This window comes from Rossellomorea arthrocnemi (assembly GCF_904424705.1).
GTDB lineage: Bacteria > Bacillota > Bacilli > Bacillales > Bacillaceae_B > Rossellomorea > Rossellomorea arthrocnemi.
Genome location: NZ_CAJGBF010000001.1, coordinates 510,421 through 528,737, shown reverse-complemented (window position 1 = coordinate 528,737; position 18,317 = coordinate 510,421). Strand labels below are relative to the sequence as shown.

16 protein-coding genes are annotated in these 18,317 nt (G+C 42.1%); 13 read left to right on the top strand and 3 right to left on the bottom strand.

Going from position 1 to position 18,317, the window contains the following annotated elements:
• Positions 1-165 precede the first annotated feature (165 nt).
• Together nhaC and BAA9072_RS02660 are read right to left on the bottom strand one after the other, a co-directional pair.
• On the bottom strand, positions 166-1,644 hold the full coding sequence (nhaC, locus tag BAA9072_RS02665; RefSeq protein WP_201713119.1) for a Na+/H+ antiporter NhaC: 1,479 nt from the start codon (positions 1,642-1,644) through the stop codon (positions 166-168).
• 19 nt (positions 1,645-1,663) lie between these two features.
• On the bottom strand, positions 1,664-2,830 hold the full coding sequence (locus tag BAA9072_RS02660; protein ID WP_201713118.1) for a trans-sulfuration enzyme family protein: 1,167 nt from the start codon (positions 2,828-2,830) through the stop codon (positions 1,664-1,666).
• A 162-nt stretch (positions 2,831-2,992) separates the two neighbouring features.
• Between BAA9072_RS02660 and BAA9072_RS02655 the strand changes: the two genes are divergently transcribed.
• Both BAA9072_RS02655 and BAA9072_RS02650 read left to right on the top strand, forming a co-directional pair.
• Positions 2,993-3,679 carry a FadR/GntR family transcriptional regulator gene (locus BAA9072_RS02655; RefSeq protein ID WP_201713117.1) on the top strand — a complete coding sequence of 229 codons (687 nt, stop codon included), beginning with the start codon at positions 2,993-2,995 and terminating at the stop codon, positions 3,677-3,679.
• 231 nt (positions 3,680-3,910) lie between these two features.
• A complete protein-coding gene (locus BAA9072_RS02650) occupies positions 3,911-4,798 on the top strand; it encodes an EamA family transporter (RefSeq protein WP_201713116.1) in 888 nt (295 codons plus the stop codon).
• Positions 4,799-4,949: 151 nt separating this feature from the next.
• Here the strand turns inward: BAA9072_RS02650 and BAA9072_RS02645 are convergent, their stop codons facing one another.
• Positions 4,950-5,792 carry a hypothetical protein gene (locus tag BAA9072_RS02645; RefSeq protein ID WP_201713115.1) on the bottom strand — a complete coding sequence of 281 codons (843 nt, stop codon included), beginning with the start codon at positions 5,790-5,792 and terminating at the stop codon, positions 4,950-4,952.
• Between the two features lie 395 nt (positions 5,793-6,187).
• Here BAA9072_RS02645 and BAA9072_RS02640 point away from each other — a divergent pair, with 395 nt between their 5' ends.
• From BAA9072_RS02640 to BAA9072_RS02590, 11 genes are all read left to right on the top strand, one after another.
• Positions 6,188-6,850, top strand: a complete 663-nt coding sequence (locus BAA9072_RS02640; protein WP_408015199.1) for a sugar transferase — start codon at positions 6,188-6,190, stop codon at positions 6,848-6,850.
• 19 nt (positions 6,851-6,869) lie between these two features.
• Positions 6,870-8,096, top strand: coding sequence for a glycosyltransferase family 4 protein (locus BAA9072_RS02635; RefSeq protein ID WP_201713114.1), 1,227 nt, complete (start codon positions 6,870-6,872; stop codon positions 8,094-8,096).
• 17 nt (positions 8,097-8,113) lie between these two features.
• Complete coding sequence (locus BAA9072_RS02630) at positions 8,114-9,478, top strand: sugar phosphate nucleotidyltransferase (protein WP_201713113.1); 1,365 nt, start codon at positions 8,114-8,116, stop codon at positions 9,476-9,478.
• A 13-nt stretch (positions 9,479-9,491) separates the two neighbouring features.
• Positions 9,492-10,451 carry a pectate lyase family protein gene (locus tag BAA9072_RS02625; protein ID WP_201713112.1) on the top strand — a complete coding sequence of 320 codons (960 nt, stop codon included), beginning with the start codon at positions 9,492-9,494 and terminating at the stop codon, positions 10,449-10,451.
• A gap of 48 nt (positions 10,452-10,499) precedes the next feature.
• Positions 10,500-11,432: an NAD-dependent epimerase/dehydratase family protein gene (locus tag BAA9072_RS02620; protein WP_201713111.1), complete on the top strand. Its 933-nt coding sequence runs from the start codon at positions 10,500-10,502 to the stop codon at positions 11,430-11,432.
• A gap of 4 nt (positions 11,433-11,436) precedes the next feature.
• The gene (locus BAA9072_RS02615) at positions 11,437-12,183 is read left to right on the top strand and encodes a YveK family protein (protein WP_201713110.1); all 747 of its coding nucleotides are present in this window, start codon (positions 11,437-11,439) and stop codon (positions 12,181-12,183) included.
• Positions 12,167-12,772, top strand: a complete 606-nt coding sequence (locus BAA9072_RS02610) for a tyrosine-protein kinase family protein (RefSeq protein WP_201713109.1) — start codon at positions 12,167-12,169, stop codon at positions 12,770-12,772. The genes BAA9072_RS02615 and BAA9072_RS02610 overlap by 17 nt, the downstream gene beginning before the upstream one ends.
• A gap of 24 nt (positions 12,773-12,796) precedes the next feature.
• Positions 12,797-14,266 carry an oligosaccharide flippase family protein gene (locus tag BAA9072_RS02605; protein ID WP_201713108.1) on the top strand — a complete coding sequence of 490 codons (1,470 nt, stop codon included), beginning with the start codon at positions 12,797-12,799 and terminating at the stop codon, positions 14,264-14,266.
• Positions 14,253-15,491, top strand: coding sequence for an O-antigen ligase family protein (locus BAA9072_RS02600; protein WP_201713107.1), 1,239 nt, complete (start codon positions 14,253-14,255; stop codon positions 15,489-15,491). Before BAA9072_RS02605 ends, BAA9072_RS02600 begins: the two co-directional genes overlap by 14 nt.
• On the top strand, positions 15,488-16,528 hold the full coding sequence (locus tag BAA9072_RS02595; RefSeq protein ID WP_201713106.1) for a glycosyltransferase family 4 protein: 1,041 nt from the start codon (positions 15,488-15,490) through the stop codon (positions 16,526-16,528). Before BAA9072_RS02600 ends, BAA9072_RS02595 begins: the two co-directional genes overlap by 4 nt.
• 397 nt (positions 16,529-16,925) lie before the next feature.
• Positions 16,926-18,170 (top strand): MFS transporter, encoded by a 1,245-nt coding sequence (locus BAA9072_RS02590; protein ID WP_201713105.1) that lies wholly within the window; start codon positions 16,926-16,928, stop codon positions 18,168-18,170.
• The last annotated feature ends 147 nt before the right edge of the window (positions 18,171-18,317 follow it).

Below are 18,317 nucleotides of genomic sequence, written 5' to 3'. Positions count from 1 at the left end.
GAGAGTAGAGGGAGACTTTCGATACTCAACGTAATAAATCGAAAGTTGTTATAATCCGAGAGGCTGTTTCCCTAAATAGTTACCTATAGGAAACAGCCTCTTTATTTCTATTGGACTCGGAAAAATAGGTTATGGATTATTATGGAGCAATGAAGCAAGTCATGGTTAGATAACCTTTTTGGAGGATCCCATGTCTTCTTCAACCTCATCTTCCGTCAATTTTCGAATTCCGAAATTGTTTGTGTATGGTGCCATAAAGCCGTATAAAAGGGAGAAGACAAATCCACCGAGGTTGAAAATGGCCCAAGGTAAGAATTCGAAGTTGCTCACTCCAAGAGTGGTGGCCATGAAGACCCCTGAAACCGTCCATGGCATCAATGCTTCTGTGATCGTTACGGAATCTTCCATACTTCTGGATAGATTGACCGGATGCAGTTTTTTCTTTTTATAAACGTCTCCGAAGATATCTTTGATTAGGAAGTATGTCACCAAGGCATTGGAGGTACAGTTGATGACGGCAAAGCCAGTAACAAGTGACGCTAAAATGACACTGCCTATTGACTTAAGATAAGAGATCATTTTTTCAAGGACGACGTTCAGAGCCTGTGAAACTTCGATGGCAGCTGCAAAGAAAAAGGCACAAAATATAAAGAAAGTAGCATTATACATTGAATACAGGCCGCCTCGATTCAAAAGCCCCTGCATCGCTTCTGAAATAACCGTCGGATCAATACCCGGGTTTGATGCCGTTACCATCTCAACATTGAACCCTTCAACGGCAGCCGTGAACAGCTGAGCAACTGTAGCTTGTTGAAAAAAGAAGGCAATGACCATTGCCGTTAAAGCAGAGCTGAACAAGACGATGAGCGGACTTTTCTTCATCAGGGAGCCGGCAATGACGATGACAGCCGGCAAGAGGACAAGGACATTCAAGTTGAACAGTTGATCGATCCCTGAAAGCATTTCATCGATGTTACTAAGTTGACCCGGAGTTGATTCAATGTTTAGACCGGCAAAATAAAAGACGATGATGGCGATGATGGATGAAGGGATTGATGTATACATCATATGCTGAATATGTTCGTACAAGTTGGAACCAGCGGCTAACGAGCTCATATTTGTCGTATCGGACAGGGGAGAAAGTTTGTCTCCGAAGTAAGCACCGGAAACGACGGCACCCGCAGTTATCGCAAGGGAAACGTCCATCGTTTGGGCAATACTCATCAAAGCGACCCCGATCGTACCGGCAGATCCCCAGGATGTCCCAACGCATGTAGATACGATGGCAGTAACGATGAAAGCTAAAACATAGAGATAACCAGGATCGATGATTTCAAGACCATAATAGACGAAAAATGGTATGGTACCCGATAACATCCAAGTACCGATGATCAGCCCGATGCTAAATAGAATTAGGATAGCGGGCAGTGCGGTTTTGATTTTTTCCCCCATAACGGTAAGGATCTTTTCCCACTTATGACCACACCAAATGGCGTATATGGAAAACACGACGCCTGCAAATATCAACATCAGCTCAGCTTGATATTTCAGAATTCCAATTCCTCCAATAAAAATGACAAGGGCTATCATGATTGGAATCATGGCCATACCGACGGATGGACGTCTAATACCCTCTTTACTCATAATGAATCATCTCCTCGAATTAAGATTTAGTGAGAGATATTGATTGGAATGCGTTTTCTAAATCACTGATCAGGGAATGAGGGCTTTCAAGACCGATAGAAAAACGAACCAAGCCTGTGCTGATCCCTGCTTTTATCAGTTCATCTGCGTTGTGTGGTTTAATCGGTGAGTTGACTAAGCTTTCATAGCCGCCCCAACTTACTCCAATTTTGAATAATGTCAGTGAATTAATGAATGCAGCGACATTTTCAAACCCCCCTTCCTTGAGTTCAATGCTAAGGACGCCTGAATACCCTTTCATTTGATGTCTTATATAAGGGTACTCTTTCACTTTAAGAAGACTTGGATGATAAATCTTAGCAATTTCCTCTTTCGTTTTTAAATAATCTATCACCATCAAAGCATTTTGCTGATGCTGCTGCATCCGAATAGGCAGTGTTCTTAATCCTCGAATGATGAGAGAGGCATCTTGAGGAGAAAGGGTGGATCCATTCAGCTGAAAGCCGAATTCAAAGATCTTGTCGACAAGGGCATGACTCCCAATGACAGCTCCTCCTGTTACATCACTATGTCCCCCGATATACTTCGTCAAGGAATGGATGGAAAGATCAAATCCATGGGTCAACGGTTTTTGGAAAAGGGGTGTGGACCATGTATTATCGATGACTGTATAGATGCCGTACTTTTTCCCAAGAGCAGAGATGCTCTCCAAGTGAATGACATTCATATTCATTGTCCCGGGGCTTTCTACGTAAATGACCCTTGTGTTTGGTTGAATGTGTGACTCGACATCGTCATACGCAGTGGTATATGTAATGTTGAATTTATGGAAAAATGTGATAAGTTGTTTTGTCGGTCCATAAATGTCATTGACGAAGAGCACATGATCCCCACTCTCCAGGAGCGAAAAGAAGACGGAACTAATGGCACCCATCCCCGATCCAAAGCACTTACACTTTTCTCCACGCTCCAGTTTAGCTAGTTTCATCTCTAAAAGTTCGGTTGTCGGATTCACTCCCCGTGTATAAACATAGTTCTCTCTCTCTTTCGTTTGTGCTTGTGTAAACGCTTCAAAACTTTCGAACGCAAAAAGACTGGTCTGATAAATCGGAGGAGATACCGCTCCTTTATGTTCAGCGGGGTGATCTCCATATTGCGTACAAATGTGAGTATCGTAGTTATCCATTTTGCCATCTGCCTTTCCTCTGTTGACTCTATTGCCATTATATTATCATACTATCAACCTGTATGAAAGGTTGGATTATTCAGAAAATAAAATAAGTACATTTTCTTATCAAACCTATCAATAGTATAATAAGAAAAACAGGTTAATCGTTGGGGTGAAAGAATGAAAGCCATAAAGAAAAAGCGCTTATCAGAAATAGGAGCAGATGAAATAAAGAAATATATAGAGGACGAAGGATTAAAATACGGGGACCGTCTGCCTTCTGTGGCTGAGCTTGTAGATATTTTGCAAATCGGCCGGTCATCCTTGAGGGAAGCACTGCAACTCCTCGAATCACAAGGGGTCATTGAGGTATTAAATGGGAAAGGGACGTTCATCAGGGAGAGTAAACCTTTTCAAATCCAAATGGCTTTCGAAGTCGAAGATAAAAAGAACTTTCTCCTTGAAACACTGGAGGTTAGAGAGGCTCTTGAGAAAAAGGCCGTCGAACTGGCGGTGAAGGCAGCGAGTGATGAAGATGTGGAGGAAATGACGTATCACCTTCAGCAATATGTCCATTTTCTCCAAACGGGGCAACGACAACTTGCAAACCAAGCTGATGCACGCTTCCATCAGGCCATATACGCAGCTTCCAAAAACATGATGCTTGAAAGCATCATCGACTCCGTTTGGGACACATTTCACGAGTTCTGGAATGAGCCTTTTGGCATCGATGACATCTTTGACCAGAGCTATCCCTACCATGAAAAGCTGCTTCAGGCGATTCGAAAACGGGATTCTACATCTGCTTTAGAGGCTTTTGATGAGATTATACAGTCAGTGAAACAGTCCATATATAATATTAACTGATGGAAGAAAACTCTATCGTTCTGATAGGGAATTTCAGATGACAGGCCCAATCGGAAATGGTATAATTCTTTTCAATGAAAGTATTGTTGTAAACAGTCTTTTAGTAACATCTAAATTAAATGATAAAACCTTTTTAGGAAGTGGATTTTTATAGAGTCAGCTCTATTTTCGCCACACAATGGTCAATTGACTATTGTGTGGCTTTTTTATGTGAAGAAAGGGTGAGGGAAAATGAAAACTTGGCAATATGCATTGGTAGTATTTTTGGGTGGATGCTGTTATGGGATCTTATCAACATTCGTCAAACTTGCTTATTCAGCAGGTTTTTCCGTAACTGAGGTAACAGGGGGCCAATATTTATTTGGAGCTTTGCTTACCTGGGTGCTGGTTCTGTTTACAAAAAAGAAAAGAATTCCTTTCAACCAAGCTTTTAAATTATTATTATCTGGAATTCCGTTTGGGCTGACCGGTGTGTTCTATTATCAGGCGCTGCAGACACTTAATGCTTCCCTTGCAATCATATTTCTATTTCAGTTTGTTTGGGTAGGCACTCTATTCGAATGGGTTTTTTATAAAGTAAAACCAACTAAAGGTAAAATCATCTCAATTGGTATTCTTATAATCGGTTCCATATTAGCTGCGGGGGCAGTTTCAAAGAGTGAAGTTGCTCTATCTATGCAAGGAACTGTCTGGGGATTGCTTTCGGCTTTGACGTTTACTACTTTTATAACACTTAGCAGTTCGGTCGGAAAAGATTCTCCACCCGTTCTGAAAAGTGCTTTCCTTTCCACAGGTGGTTTAATTGTCGTATTCTTACTATTTCCACCCACGTTTTTAGGTGATTTACATACTTTGGCGGGGGTCGCAAAGTATGGTTTATTGCTCGGCTTCTTTGGCGTTGCTTTACCCCCACTCTTATTTTCAATCGGAATGCCCCATGTTGGGCCGGGACTTGGCACCATCTTAACAGCTTCTGAACTTCCAGTGGCCGTAACTATGTCCGCTCTAATATTAGCTGAAGTGGTCAGTTTTTCACAATGGGCAGGTGTTGTCATCATCTTATGTGGGATTGTGCTCGGCAATTTGAAATTAAAAGGGAGAATGAAATCCCTATCATAATCGGTAGTACATTGACAAAAGAATAGAAAAAAGGTCCGTCCCTCATTGCGGTAATGTTTTACCGTGGTGAGGGACGGACCTTTTTTGTTTTTTATTGATTTAAACGTATTGTTAACAGAAAAAGTGGCGTTAGCGGGACGCCGTTTTCCCCTTACAGATTGACCTTATTTCGCTGCCCATTATCAGTAATTCGGTTGTCAGGTACGGAAGGGGTATTGAGGGTGGTATCCATACTGTCAGCGGTCAGTTCGATCACAGGACCGTTGTGCGGGATAGCTGACACATCCCATATCATTCCGTCAAAATGGTTGAACTGTCCAGTAACTTTCATGATTTTGGTTGTGATGGATGTGGGTTGAATTTGGAGGTCTTTAAAGAGGTTACCACTGATTTCATATGGGATGGTAGAACTGCTAGTCATGGTGATCATTTCAATACAATCATCCAGTGACAAGCTGAGAAAGCGGTTCGCATTGATCCAAGCCATTCCAGTAGAGGGCCGGTTGGCGACTAGCTTTATACCAATCTTCATTCCTGCGATTTTGATATTTTCAAAATGGACGAAAGAGATTTCATGGCCGGCACCGCCGGAGAATAGTGATAAGCCGATACCTTTGTGGCTACTGTACCAGTTGACAATATTAATATCTCTTATCTGGGTCCGGTTCCATGTATTGTAATATTTGTATTTCCCATTTAAGTAGATGACCTCTGAATTAAATGCCGGGTCATTGATAGCGATATATGCTCCTTCCAGTGAGGCGTTTTGTTGAATTTCCAGTACCCGAAAGTTCCCCTCGACAATAAACTGCGTTCCATAATCGAACACTAATTTCACGCCTTGCTTAATAACGATTGGTGCTGTAATTAAATAATTTCTATTTCCCAACTTTACGGTCTTCCCGTTATTGTTTCTGGCATAGTCAATGGCTGCCTGAATTTTAAGAGAGTCATTCACACCGCTGAAGCTTTCTACATAGATGTCTTCATTCATCTTTTCTCCCAACTTTCTTATGTTTAGCATTGTTCCAAGAGCATCAACACAAATGTAATGCTTGTCTTCATATCTTATTCCCTGAAAATATCAATGGTTCCAAAAAGTAGAGGATAGTTGTCATCCTGAACCAACCTCTTGTTTTTCATTCCGTTATTCACGACTTTCATTTGCTTGATTACCCTCCCTGAATCCATCGTCAAGATATTTTCAGATTGTTTCGACCATGTCAAAAGAGATTGGTCACTGTTTCTTGGAAAAAACGGAAAATAATTCAAATGTCACTATCTAACAAACTGGAAATTTGTTAGTATACATGCAAGGTTTAGTTCTTTATAGTGAACAATTATCGATAAAATTCGATAAGGATTATTTCGGAGGTGAGGATTTTGTCGCTGAAAGTCGATGAAATGCGTATTGCTGAAGGGGATTCTGTGAATGATGATTTGTTCTTCGTGGAGAACAACCCTTTGTCATCTGCTACATATCTCATGGTACAAAGATTATTTGATATTGTTCTGGCTATTGCTGGTTTAGTAGTTGCTTTTCCTTTTTTAGTTATTTTTTCTATAGTTATAAAATTGGATACGAAAGGTACGGTGTTTTATCGACAAGAGAGGGTAGGAATGAAGGGGAAATACTTTCAGTTGCTAAAGCTCCGCACAATGGAAATGGATGCCGAAAAAGACGGACCAAGATGGGCAGACACAAACGACATGCGGGTGACCAGAATCGGCAGGTATCTCCGAAAGACAAGGATCGATGAGCTTCCACAGCTTCTCAATGTATTAAAAGGGGATATGAGTATTATCGGCCCAAGGCCGGAACGTCCTATTTTTACCGAGATTTTCAATAAGAAAACACCAGGGTTTATCAAGCGGTTGGCCATCAAGCCTGGATTGACAGGGTGGGCACAGGTAAACGGAGGATATGATATCACTCCCGAAGAAAAGCTCGCTTACGATTTGGAGTATATTCGTAAGAGAAGTTTCTTCCTCGATGTAAAAATACTTCTTTTGACTTTTAAAGTCGTGATGACTGGTGAAGGTGCCAGATAAATGAATAGGAGGAACATTAATGAAAGTAATGTATATGTCTTCCAGGCCGCCATACCCACCGCATAAAGGGGACCAGCTGATTGCGTGGGAACAGATCAAGCAACTGAAAGCAAATGGCTACCAAGTTCATCTGATTACCTTTGTAAAATCGGAACAGGAAAGGGAGCTCGTTAAAGATAAACTTGCCCCTTATTGTAAGGAGGTTATTCTATTTACTGCCCACCCACTGCAAAGTCTGCTCAGGTCATTTAAAACGATGTATAACTTTAAACCGATTCAAGTAAACCTATTTTTTCATCCTAAAGTAAGAGACCGTGTGATGGATATATGTAAAAGAATTAAACCGGAAATAATTCATGTGCAGACTGCCAGGGTTGCCGAGTACTTCATTGATACCAATGTCCAGAAATGTATCGACATGATTGATGCACTGTCACTGAATATGGAGCGGCGTGCCAAAAATGAAAGCAAATGGCTAAAACCATTATTCCTCCTGGAGTCACAACTGATGAAACGATATGAGAAAGATATATTAACGAAATTTGACCGGACAATGGTCGTTTCTGAAAGTGATAAAAAATACTTAAGAAACGGACATATTGTCGTAAATCCAAATGGAACCTTTATCACGAAACAACATCTGTCCCGCTATCCTGACATCACAAAGGAAAAAATCATTCTCTTTCATGGAAACATGCAATACTATCCAAATGTCGAAGCTGTCGTGGACTTTGTAAAAGAGGTTTGGCCACATATTCATCAGGCATACCCGGAGTATCATTTTTATATTGTAGGTAAAGATCCAGTAAAGAAAGTGACGGCTTTGCATGGCAAGGATAATGTGGTGGTTACCGGGTTTGTTGAAGATATATGCAGTCGACTGCTACAGGCGCAAATTGGTATATATCCAATGAAATCAGGAACAGGAATGCAGAACAAAATTGTGGAATCGATGGCGTGCGGTCTTCCGACAATCGCTTCTCCAATAGCTTTGCAGGGGATTTCAGGTAGGCGGGGAGATGAGCTGATTTGCACGGGAAGTAAAGAAGGGATGATTGCAGCTGTTAAAGTTCTGATTGAAAATCCCGAATTACAAGAACATTATGCTGTTACAGGTCAAGCTTTTGTCCAGAGGAATTACTCGTGGGAACATAACTGTTCCAGGTTAATTCAAACCTGGAAGGATGCCGACTCGCATAGAGATCCTGAAGCCCCAGAAAAAAATGTACAAATGCTCGTTCATTAGTGAAAGAGGGTGTTTATATGAGAATGGTATTGTTATCTGGAGGCTCAGGGAAGCGGCTGTGGCCGCTTTCCAACGATGCCAGGTCCAAACAATTCCTGAAAGTACTGAAAAATGAAAATGGAAAGATGGAGTCAATGGTTCAGCGTGTGTGGAGGCAACTCAAAAAAGCTAATCTTGCTGATGATGTGATTGTCACAACAAGTCGTTCTCAGGTGGAAATGCTTCATACCCAACTCGGTTCGAATATTCCCATGGTGGTCGAGCCAGAGCGGAAGGATACGTTTCCTGCAATCGCATTAGCAGCTGTATATCTGTATTCCGTGGAAGGATGCAGCTTGGATGAGGCCATAGGGGTATTGCCAGTAGATCCATTCGTGGAAGACCATTTTTTTGAAACGATAACCGAGCTTGAACGTGCTCTGCACGAGAGCGGTGCTGATTTAGCACTCCTGGGGGTAACACCGACCTACCCGTCTGAAAAGTATGGATATATTGTTCCGGGAAGTGATACGTCAGGTGACTTTATTAACGTAAGCAAGTTTTGTGAAAAGCCTAATGAAACAGCAGCAAAAAAACTGATCCATCAGCGGGCTCTTTGGAATTGTGGTGTGTTTAGTTTCCGACTGGGTTATATGATTCAACTGCTCAAACGAAAAAATATTCCTGTCCAGTACGATGATTTACTGAAGCATTATGGTCAGCTCCAATCTAATAGCTTTGATTATGAAGTAGTTGAAAAGGCGAGTAATATTATCGCTATTCCATATTCCGGTTATTGGAAAGATCTTGGAACGTGGAACACCCTGACGGATGAAATGGAAACCCCCGTAATCGGAAAAGGGGTCATAAGTAATGATGTAATGAATTCTTGTATCGTGAATGAATTGGAAATCCCCATCATATTGATTGGAGTGGAGGATACCGTAGTGGTCGCAAGTCCGGATGGATTGTTGGTGACGGATAAAAAGAGCAGCCACAAAATCAAAGAGTATGTTTCCCATTTCCAAGATGGTCCGATGTATGAAGAATACGGGTGGGGATGGAGCAGAGTTCTTGAGTACAGCAAACGGAAAGAAGGAACAGAAACTCTTATAGAAAAAGTCTATTTGACCGCTGGCAGGAACTTACATGATCAGGGTCAAGGGGAAAGGGAAGTGTGGACGGTGACGGAAGGTGAAGGAACACTGTTCTTAAATGATGAAATCTCGAAAGTCTGTACGGGGACCACCCTTACGATTCCTGCAGGGAAAACCTATTCCTGGAAGGCGGGAAGTAATATGGAATTGATCGTCATCCGGAGCGGGGAACATCTAATGGAGTATCGAAGAGAAAACAGGTTATACGCGGTCAAGAAGAAGCAAGTGTATTCGAAGTACTCTTAGGCGGGGAATAGATATGAAAAGGCAGTATATTTATAGTGTAACCATCGTCCTGCTGACGGTAACAGTCGTGCTGTTAATTGGCTCATTATCCAGGGAGACCATTGAAGAGCCCAGGGGTGTCAGGGTGGAAGCATTTGGAGCAGAAGGAAATGATAAACAGGATGACTCTTCAGCCATCCAGGCTGCAATTGATTATAGCTACGAAAACGACAATCTGCCTGTCCAGTTACTTGGGAAGACCTACATACTGAATCGGGGATTGAAATTGAAAGAAGGGGTTACGCTCGAAATGGGCACGGCTACGAAACTTTTGGTTGAAGGAAATTTCAACGTTTTGGAGGTAGAGCAAAAAACCTCGATTACGAATGGAACCATTGAAATTACTACTCCTGAATTCCGTGGTGCTGCCATTTATGTTAGTGGTGAAGAACAGGTCTGGACGACCAATCGAATTCATATTGACAATGTGACATTGTATAACTCCAGCGGTACCAATCGTGGAAAAGGAATCTTTTTTAAAGCAGGATCATCTGGGGAATTTATCAGCTTCGTGAATGTTTCGGGAGTGAACGTAAGTGGATTTCACACGGCGGTGCTCTTAGAGGCCACACCACCAGTTGGAGGAGAGAATGACAATTTCATCAATGGTAACAGGTTCGTCAATATGACGTTGGATGACTGCGTTGTCTGTATCCAGGTCAATAGCGCTGTGACCGTTCCGAATGAAGTATCTGGGAACATATTTGATAATCTGCAGATCCAACTGACCGAGCGAACCGACAAAGCGGTGATTCTTTCCGGATCCCATAACATCATAGAGGGTATGGTGTGGGACGTTGCTTTCATGAATGCTCGTCAAACCTTACTAGAATTAACCAAGGATTCGTCGGAGAATCATTTGAGATTGAATTTACCGAAAGACAGGGTTGCAGATGAGGGGCGGGGTAACCATTTATCAGCCTTGGAAGAGTGACCGATTGGAACAGGATATTCTACGATAAATATCGGAAGGAAGATGGCCATGAAAGTGTTAGTAACTGGTGGGGCGGGCTTTATAGGGTCACATATTGTAGAAGCACTAGTAGATTCACAATACGAGGTTGTCGTGGTAGACAATCTGGTGACAGGGCATTTGAAAAATATTCCTCCACACGTGCGTTTCTATCAGCAGGATGTTCGAGGGAATATTGATGATCTTTTTGCCAAAGAGGAGCCGGACTTTGTCATTCATCAGGCAGCACAAGTTTCTGTAAGTCACTCTTTCATAGACCCTTTATACGATTGTGAAGAAAATATTATTGGTACACTCAACATTTTACAAGCTTGTGTTCGTCATAATGTCAAAAAAGTTGTATTTGCATCTACCGCAGCTGTATATGGTAACCCGGTCTATCTTCCAGTTGATGAAGCACATCCCCTCCAGCCGATATCCTTTTATGGGCTGAGCAAAGGGCACGCAGAAAAGTGTATCCACATTTTCGCAGAAACCCATCATCTTGACTATTCTATTCTACGTTACGCCAATGTATATGGGCCACGACAGGATGCCCGGGGAGAAGCTGGAGTCATAGCTGTCTTTATCGAGAAATTAATTCAAGGAGAATCACCTGTGATGTTTGGAGATGGAAAGCAGACGAGAGACTTCATCTTTGTCAAAGACGTAGCGCGTGCAAATGTTGCCGCGTTAACAAACGGTAATAGAGAGATCCTTAATATAGGGACGGGTCAGGAGATATCAATTCTAGAAATCATTGAGCAATTGGCAACCATTACGGGGAAGCCTATCCTGCCTGTTTTGAGACCAGGAAGAGAAGGGGACATTCGCTCAAGTGTATTACAAAATGATCGAGCACAATTAATGCTGCAGTGGTCACCTTGCCATTCACTTCAAAAAGGACTATTGGAAACCGTTCATTATTATCAGCAGGAATCCCTTGCAGGTATGAGGGGGTGAATTCATGAGGGAACAGATGGATATAAGAGAATTCTTCCGTATATTCAAACGAAGGGTAGTGACCATTTTGATCACTACACTCTGCGTTTCGCTATTGAGTGGCGCAGCGATTTTTTTCTTATTGAAACCCACTTATGAAGCAAAAGAATATATCCTCATAGGAAACTTCGGTCATGACGGGGAGGTCTATACTGATACCCAAACCATTAACAGGTTAATTGCATCAACGGTTGATTTTATTACCAGTCCGATTGTATTGGAAACTGTACAGGATCATTTCAAGCTTTCCCAGGAAGAGATGGAGGAAAGAATCACAGTGAAAAATAAGGAAGGTTCCCAGATTATTTCTATTGTTATACGAGATAATGATCTGGAACGATCCCAAGAGCTTGCCCACCTTCTGGCAGCCACTTCAGTGGAAAAAATGAAGAGTTCTTTGGAATTGGAAGATATAACGATGCTCAATAAAAATGAAGGAACAAATATACCAGAAAAAGTGGGAAATCCAATCGTTAACTTATTGATAGGAACGGTGGTGGGATTATTTTGTGGTATTGGATTGGCTTTGTTAAAAGACCACTGGGATGATTCCATACAAAGTGTTGTTCAAATTGAAGACGAATTGGGGTTGCCGGTGTTAGGTGTAGTGGCTTCCACTAAAGACGAACTTCCCAAAGTCTACCGAAAACAGTTTAAAGCGCCGAAAGGAAATGTGAGAAAAGGAGGGGAAATCCATGCAAAGTCCCATTGAAGATATCATCTGTAGAAAAGACGAGAACAAGAAGGGGATAGTCAACTTTGACCAGATGAAGGTAATCGGTAGCAAAGTAGAGAAGCATGACCCTTCAGTGCTGATGGTTACTTCGATCCCTGCTGGGAAATCAGTAGGTATGATTACAGCAGAACTTGCGGCAGCTATGGCGCTTCAAGGGAAAAGAGTACTTCTTGTGGAAGGAGATTGGAAAAAACCTTCCCTCCATGAATGGTTCCATATGGAGCAACCTGATGGAAATCATCAGGAGCCATTAAATCTCGTCTTCCCGACTTTTCTACAGAGTCTTGATGTGGTTTTGGCGAACGATTCTTCGGGAAATCCGATTGACATCTGGCTTTCACCATCTTTTAAGCAGCATATCGAGTCTTGGCAGGAGACGTATGATCGGGTTGTATTAGCCGCTCCGTCTTTCCATTCAGGTGTTGAAATGGAGCTGCTTGCTGAAGTGTGCAGGGAGGTGGTGCTGGTCCTTCAACGAAAGGATAAAACCGAAGATATAAGGAAAATCCAATCCAAACTTGAAACAGCAGGATGTAAGGTAATCGGTGTCATTTACCAACAATGACTCATGACGAAGGAGTTCCCATTCATGACGGATAATAGAAATTCCATTGTGAAGAATGTTTTTCATCTATTTTACAGTACCGCGCTATCCAGCATCATGAATGCAGCAGCATTGATTGTACTTGCCTCTTTTATCCGCACTGATGATTATGGGAGATTTAGTGTGGTTCTCGCCTTTGCTATGATCATGGCTTATTTGTCGGAAGCTGGCTTAAACCAGATCGTCCTCCGTGAAGGGGCGAAAAAAGAAGCCCCCATTTCTGAAATCATGGCCTCTTTTATAAAGATGCGTATTGCATTAACATCGGCAACGATGGTGATTGGATTCCTTTTAATTCATTGGATTTACCAAAGTGACACGGAATTGATTATACTTTCTTATTCTCTGATTCTGCCGCTTGTAATCGGGATATCCATGCAGAGCATCAGTATTACCTATTTTCAGATGCTGGAGAAAATGCAATATTCCGGATTAATCCGAATCATTTCAGCATGTCTGTTGATTATCGTTATATTGGTCGGGAAATGGTTTTACATAGATCCCATGATCGTCTTTTTCCTATATGGATCATCCTATTTCTTGGCAGGATGTTTTGGAATATACTTGACGGCGAAAAATCTGACGATTTCCTTTAAATCGTCGTTTTATAAAGGGCTGCGTAAGAACTGGTTTTCTTTTATGGCGACCGGTTTATTGTTTATCCTTTTGCCTCAGATTGGTCCAATTGTATTGGAAAAGACATTGTCATGGAAAGAAGTCGGTTTTTTCGCTGTAGCTTACAGGATCCCGCAAGCTTTGCAACAAGTGCCCTTTATTATTGCCGGTGCATTTTATCCAGTCCTATTCCGCTTATTCCAGGCTGGTAACCATCAGGAACATATAAGGAAGAGCCTCTCACAGGTGAAATTGATAGGGCTTGTTGGTATGCTGGCAGCCATACCTTTTTACCATCTTTCTGAATTTGTCATCGAACTTTTATTTGGGGAGAAATGGATGGAGGCCGCGTCTTTACTGAAGGTATTATCCTTGGTCATGGTTTTTCAGGGGATCAGCATCGCTCTGGGAGATGGGTTGACGACAAAGGCACTCCAGTCGAGAAGGATGATGATACAGGGTATTGCCGTTGTATCGGGGGTGATTTTTTATACTGTATTTAGCCGGTTTTACGGTTTGACAGGAGCAGCAACAGCGGGGGTGCTCATTGAATTAGTCCTGTTAATCGGATTATTGTTCTGGCATCCAGATCGGACCATCCTATTCAAACGGGCAGTCTTTCCGTATTTGATTTCCTTTTTTCTCAGTCTCTTGATAGTGGAACTGTTCTTATCTTCTTTCCCGTTCCTTGCTTTTTTCATCCATTTTATCCTTATTCTTTCCCTTGCAGGGCTTGACAAGGAATGGAGGAAAAAAGGTATGGAAACTTGGAGAAAGACTTTCTTGTACGAAAAATGGAAGGGGAAATTCAGAAAGGAGGCACAGGATGGGGTATCCTGAAGCATCTTACTTACCGCGAAACAGTTTGATTCTGTTTCTATTGCTGTTTTCAGTTATGCTTGGCAAGTATCATATCTACATCGGCTTCGCCTTTAAACCGTATATGATGTATTTAGGCATTCTTGTCTTCTTCCTTTCAGCCTTCTTTCGATTTCAAAAACTGCAGGTTTTTGAGGTGCTGCTTCTTTTCTTCTATTTGGTGTATGTATTTTCCGGTGCTTTCTCCTTGTATGCAACCTCCAGCCTTAGGGTTATGCTTGGGATTATTCTATATGTCATCTTCTATATTGCAATGAAAGGAATCCTCGGCATGTTCAGGAAGAGGGAACTGGAAAACGGGATTGCGAATGCGGGCATTCTATTTAATGTTGGGAGTCTTCTTCTTTATGTGTGGGGATTGAAAAGCAATGGGTTTTCCTTACTTGGGGACGGAGTGATACGATACGGGGCTTGGTTTGACCGTGATTACCCCAGACTAATCGGCCTGATAGAGGACCCGAACTATTTCGTATTTTATAATACTCTTTTCTTTACTTTCTATCTATGTAAACGTGACTCGTGGAAAAATAATTTCGGGCTCTTTTTGTGTTTAATATCGAGTGTGCTCACGTTTTCTAGGGGAGGATTGTTGATTCTCATGGTCATCTTCATGGTATATTTTATCCTGAGCAAACCTGCTAACCAATGGCGGTTATTTAGTTCCACCATTTCTTTCCTGAGCATTGCTTGGGTAGCAAGCTATCTCCTCGGTTTCCGTGTCCTTGATATACTCCAGAATAGGTTTCAGGACTTTTCCAATGATGGTGGAAGTGGGAGACTTGAGTTATGGGGACGGGCGTGGGATTTCTTTACATCCAATCCTTTATTCGGAATTGGAGCAAGCAACTTCGCCGATTACAATGCTTTTAAATTCGGTGATGAACTTGTCGTTCACAATACATTCCTGGAAATCTTGACAGAATCGGGTCTTATCGGACTACTTATCTATGTAGTGTTTGTCTTCACTGTACTCTTTCAAATTTTCAAAGCAGACTTTCATAAGAAACACCCATTTCTCTTTTTGACCTTCCTTGGATTCATTTTTCAGATGATGTTTCTGTCTCTGATTTTTAATGACATGTTCTTACTCTTTCTTGCAATCTTATCTACATACTTTTCCTATGAAAGAGAAATTGGCTTGAACAATGAGAATGTACGTATGATAAAGGAGGCGGGATACAGATGAACGTATTGATGCTGACGGATAAATTGACCATGGGTGGAGCAGAAAATTATTTTATCAAACTGGAAAATAAACTGACAGGCACTGGCTTCCGTTTTTATTCTGCTGCCGGTGGAGGAGAACTTACCGATCAAATCGCCCATAAACATAACTTTATGGAATTATCCAGAAAAAATCACATTCTAAATATTGTGCGACTCACCCGGCATATCCATAAGCAGGGAATCGACGTCATTCATGCGAACAGCCTGAGGATGGTCTTGTATGCCGGATGTTTAAGGGGACTTACCTGGAAACGAAAGGTGAAGATTGTCTATACCAAGCATAATATCACTTTTCTTGAAAAATTCCCGAAACTATTTTCCACCTTGATGAATCATTGGGTAACAGGCATCATTACGGTAAGTGAGTACGAGAAAAGAGTACTCGTACAATACGGAGTCAAAGAAGAGAAGATGACCACCGTTTACAATGGGGTTGATTTAGAAAAGTTCCCTTTCTCAGAAAAGTCCCAGCTAGAGGTATTTAAAGTGGGTATTCTGGCGAGATTGTCTCCGGAAAAAAATCATAGTTTGTTCTTGGATATTGCCGCTGCTATGAAGGAGGAAAAAGATTTTCAGTTTTATATAGCGGGAGACGGACCGGAACGGGTGTCTATCCAGGAAAAGATTCAAAAGTTAGGAATCAACGATCGGGTAACTTTACTGGGTGAAGTGAAAGAACCCCATTCCTTTATCCAATCGATGGATGCACTTCTTCTTACCTCAGAGAGGGAGGTATTCCCCATGGTTATCCTAGAGGCAATGGCAACAGGCACTCCTGTGATAACGATTAACAAGGGAGGGATATCCGAAGCCATCGCAGACGGGGAAACGGGAATGATGGTAAACAGTCATTGCGTCAAAGCTTTTTGTGAAAAAATCTTTTCATTAAAATCCAACTGGGAATTAAGGAAAACGATCATACTTGCCGCACGTCGGAAAGTAACAAGTAATTTCTCTTCAACTCAAATGGTTACCCATACTTTCGAACAATATTAAATTACTATAATCAAATTTCAAGAAAAATTGAGAGGGACTATCATGGGGAATATTAAATGATCGTTCCCCAGGTGCCCGTTTATTCGGACTTTTCCAAAAAAACAATTGCCCTCTCAGGAGTCCTCTGCTAGGATTAGTATAATTAAAAATGAAATGGAGGTTTTCCTGTTGACAGCATCACTGAGATTGCGTTTCCCGCTTTTCACTCGTTAATTGAATACGTTTGGAGGCTCTGCCTATCTAAGAGAGCAATGGGATTGATCTGTCTATTTTTAAGGAACCTGTATTAATCGGTATTTTTAAAGAGGGGGGCATCCTCTCTTTTTTTATGTCTTTAAAAATAACCAGTAGGCAAGGCTTGTTTTTATAATAAATAATAGAAATGAGTTGGTGGGAAATGAACATAGTTAATCAAAACCATAAGGAAGATTGGTTAAGGAATATCATTCTTTTTCTTAGCAGTCAGACGATCTCATTATTCGGGTCGTCCCTTGTGCAATATGCGATCATGTGGCATATCACGTTAACGACAGAGTCTGGATTGATGATGACGCTCTTCATCATTTGCGGGTTTATTCCGACGTTCCTTTTGTCGCCGGTAGCGGGTGTCTGGGCGGATCGGTATAACCGGAAGCTTCTGATTATGTTATCGGATGGGCTGATCGCGTTTTCAACGCTGGTTCTCGCGATTCTCTTCTTAATGGGATACGATTCAATTTGGCTGCTGTTTGTCATGGCAGCGGTCCGGGCCCTTGGAACCGGCATTCAGACACCGGCTGTGGGTGCAATTTTGCCGCAGATTGTTCCAAAGGAGAAGCTGACGAAGGTGAATGGGGCTAATGGAAGCATTCAAGCTGTCATTATGTTCGTGTCCCCAATGGTCAGTGCGGCATTACTTGGGATGGCATCGATTGAAGTCATCTTCTTCATCGATGTCATTACGGCGGCCATTGCAATCATCACACTTCTGGCCTTTTTAAACATCTCGGTGCATGAGAAGGCAGCGGGAGAACAAACAACAAGCTACTTCAGTGACTTCAAGCAAGGCTTACAGTATGTCAACAGCCATGGGTTTCTGAAGAAATTCTTCCTGTTTTTCTCCATCTTTTTTGTTCTGATGGCACCTGCTGCCTTTTTGACTCCCCTGCAGGTCACCAGGAGTTTCGGCGACGATATTTGGAGACTGACGGCCATCGAAATTGCCTTTTCTTTCGGGATGATGGCTGGCGGAGCCATCATTGCTTCCTGGGGAGGGTTTAAAAATAAGATTGCCACGATGACCTTCGCAAGTCTCATTATGGGATTTTGCACCTTCGCCCTTGGTATCGTGCCGGTCTTTTGGTTCTACCTCGTATTCATGGCATTATTCGGTGTGGCCATGCCGATTTTCAATACACCGACAATGGTGTTGCTGCAAGAGAAAATCGAAGAGAATTACTTGGGAAGAGTCTTCGGGGTCATGGGGATGATCTCCACCTCGATGATGCCGATTGGGATGCTGATATTCGGACCCTTAGCAGACATCGTCGCCATTGAGTGGCTCCTCTTGGGAACAGGCGTAATGACCATCCTCCTTTCCATCATGCTGGGCCGCGATCAAGTGTTGATAGAAGCAGGGAAGCCTGCTCCTGTGCTAGAGTGATATGATTTCTTAGCTGTTATAAAGGGCTGTCAATGTGGCAGCTCTTTTTCTGTCATCAAATAAAGGAAAAGCAATACGAAGGGAGAATACTTATACTAAACAGGAGTACTCGATTTAGAAATAAAAAGGATGCAAGACAGACGAAAT

What these genes read in the sequence shown, in the direction of transcription:
- BAA9072_RS02635 (WP_201713114.1), top strand. Translation starts at nt 6,870, where the DNA reads ATGAAAGTAATGTATATGTCTTCCAGGCCGCCATACCCACCGCATAAA.
- BAA9072_RS02650 (WP_201713116.1), top strand. Translation starts at nt 3,911, where the DNA reads ATGAAAACTTGGCAATATGCATTGGTAGTATTTTTGGGTGGATGCTGT.
- BAA9072_RS02660 (WP_201713118.1), bottom strand. Translation starts at nt 2,830, where the DNA reads ATGGATAACTACGATACTCACATTTGTACGCAATATGGAGATCACCCC.
- BAA9072_RS02610 (WP_201713109.1), top strand. Translation starts at nt 12,167, where the DNA reads ATGCAAAGTCCCATTGAAGATATCATCTGTAGAAAAGACGAGAACAAG.
- BAA9072_RS02600 (WP_201713107.1), top strand. Translation starts at nt 14,253, where the DNA reads ATGGGGTATCCTGAAGCATCTTACTTACCGCGAAACAGTTTGATTCTG.
- nhaC (WP_201713119.1), bottom strand. Translation starts at nt 1,644, where the DNA reads ATGAGTAAAGAGGGTATTAGACGTCCATCCGTCGGTATGGCCATGATT.
- BAA9072_RS02625 (WP_201713112.1), top strand. Translation starts at nt 9,492, where the DNA reads ATGAAAAGGCAGTATATTTATAGTGTAACCATCGTCCTGCTGACGGTA.
- BAA9072_RS02615 (WP_201713110.1), top strand. Translation starts at nt 11,437, where the DNA reads ATGAGGGAACAGATGGATATAAGAGAATTCTTCCGTATATTCAAACGA.
- BAA9072_RS02630 (WP_201713113.1), top strand. Translation starts at nt 8,114, where the DNA reads ATGAGAATGGTATTGTTATCTGGAGGCTCAGGGAAGCGGCTGTGGCCG.
- BAA9072_RS02655 (WP_201713117.1), top strand. Translation starts at nt 2,993, where the DNA reads ATGAAAGCCATAAAGAAAAAGCGCTTATCAGAAATAGGAGCAGATGAA.
- BAA9072_RS02595 (WP_201713106.1), top strand. Translation starts at nt 15,488, where the DNA reads ATGAACGTATTGATGCTGACGGATAAATTGACCATGGGTGGAGCAGAA.
- BAA9072_RS02620 (WP_201713111.1), top strand. Translation starts at nt 10,500, where the DNA reads ATGAAAGTGTTAGTAACTGGTGGGGCGGGCTTTATAGGGTCACATATT.
- BAA9072_RS02590 (WP_201713105.1), top strand. Translation starts at nt 16,926, where the DNA reads ATGAACATAGTTAATCAAAACCATAAGGAAGATTGGTTAAGGAATATC.
- BAA9072_RS02645 (WP_201713115.1), bottom strand. Translation starts at nt 5,792, where the DNA reads ATGAATGAAGACATCTATGTAGAAAGCTTCAGCGGTGTGAATGACTCT.
- BAA9072_RS02605 (WP_201713108.1), top strand. Translation starts at nt 12,797, where the DNA reads ATGACGGATAATAGAAATTCCATTGTGAAGAATGTTTTTCATCTATTT.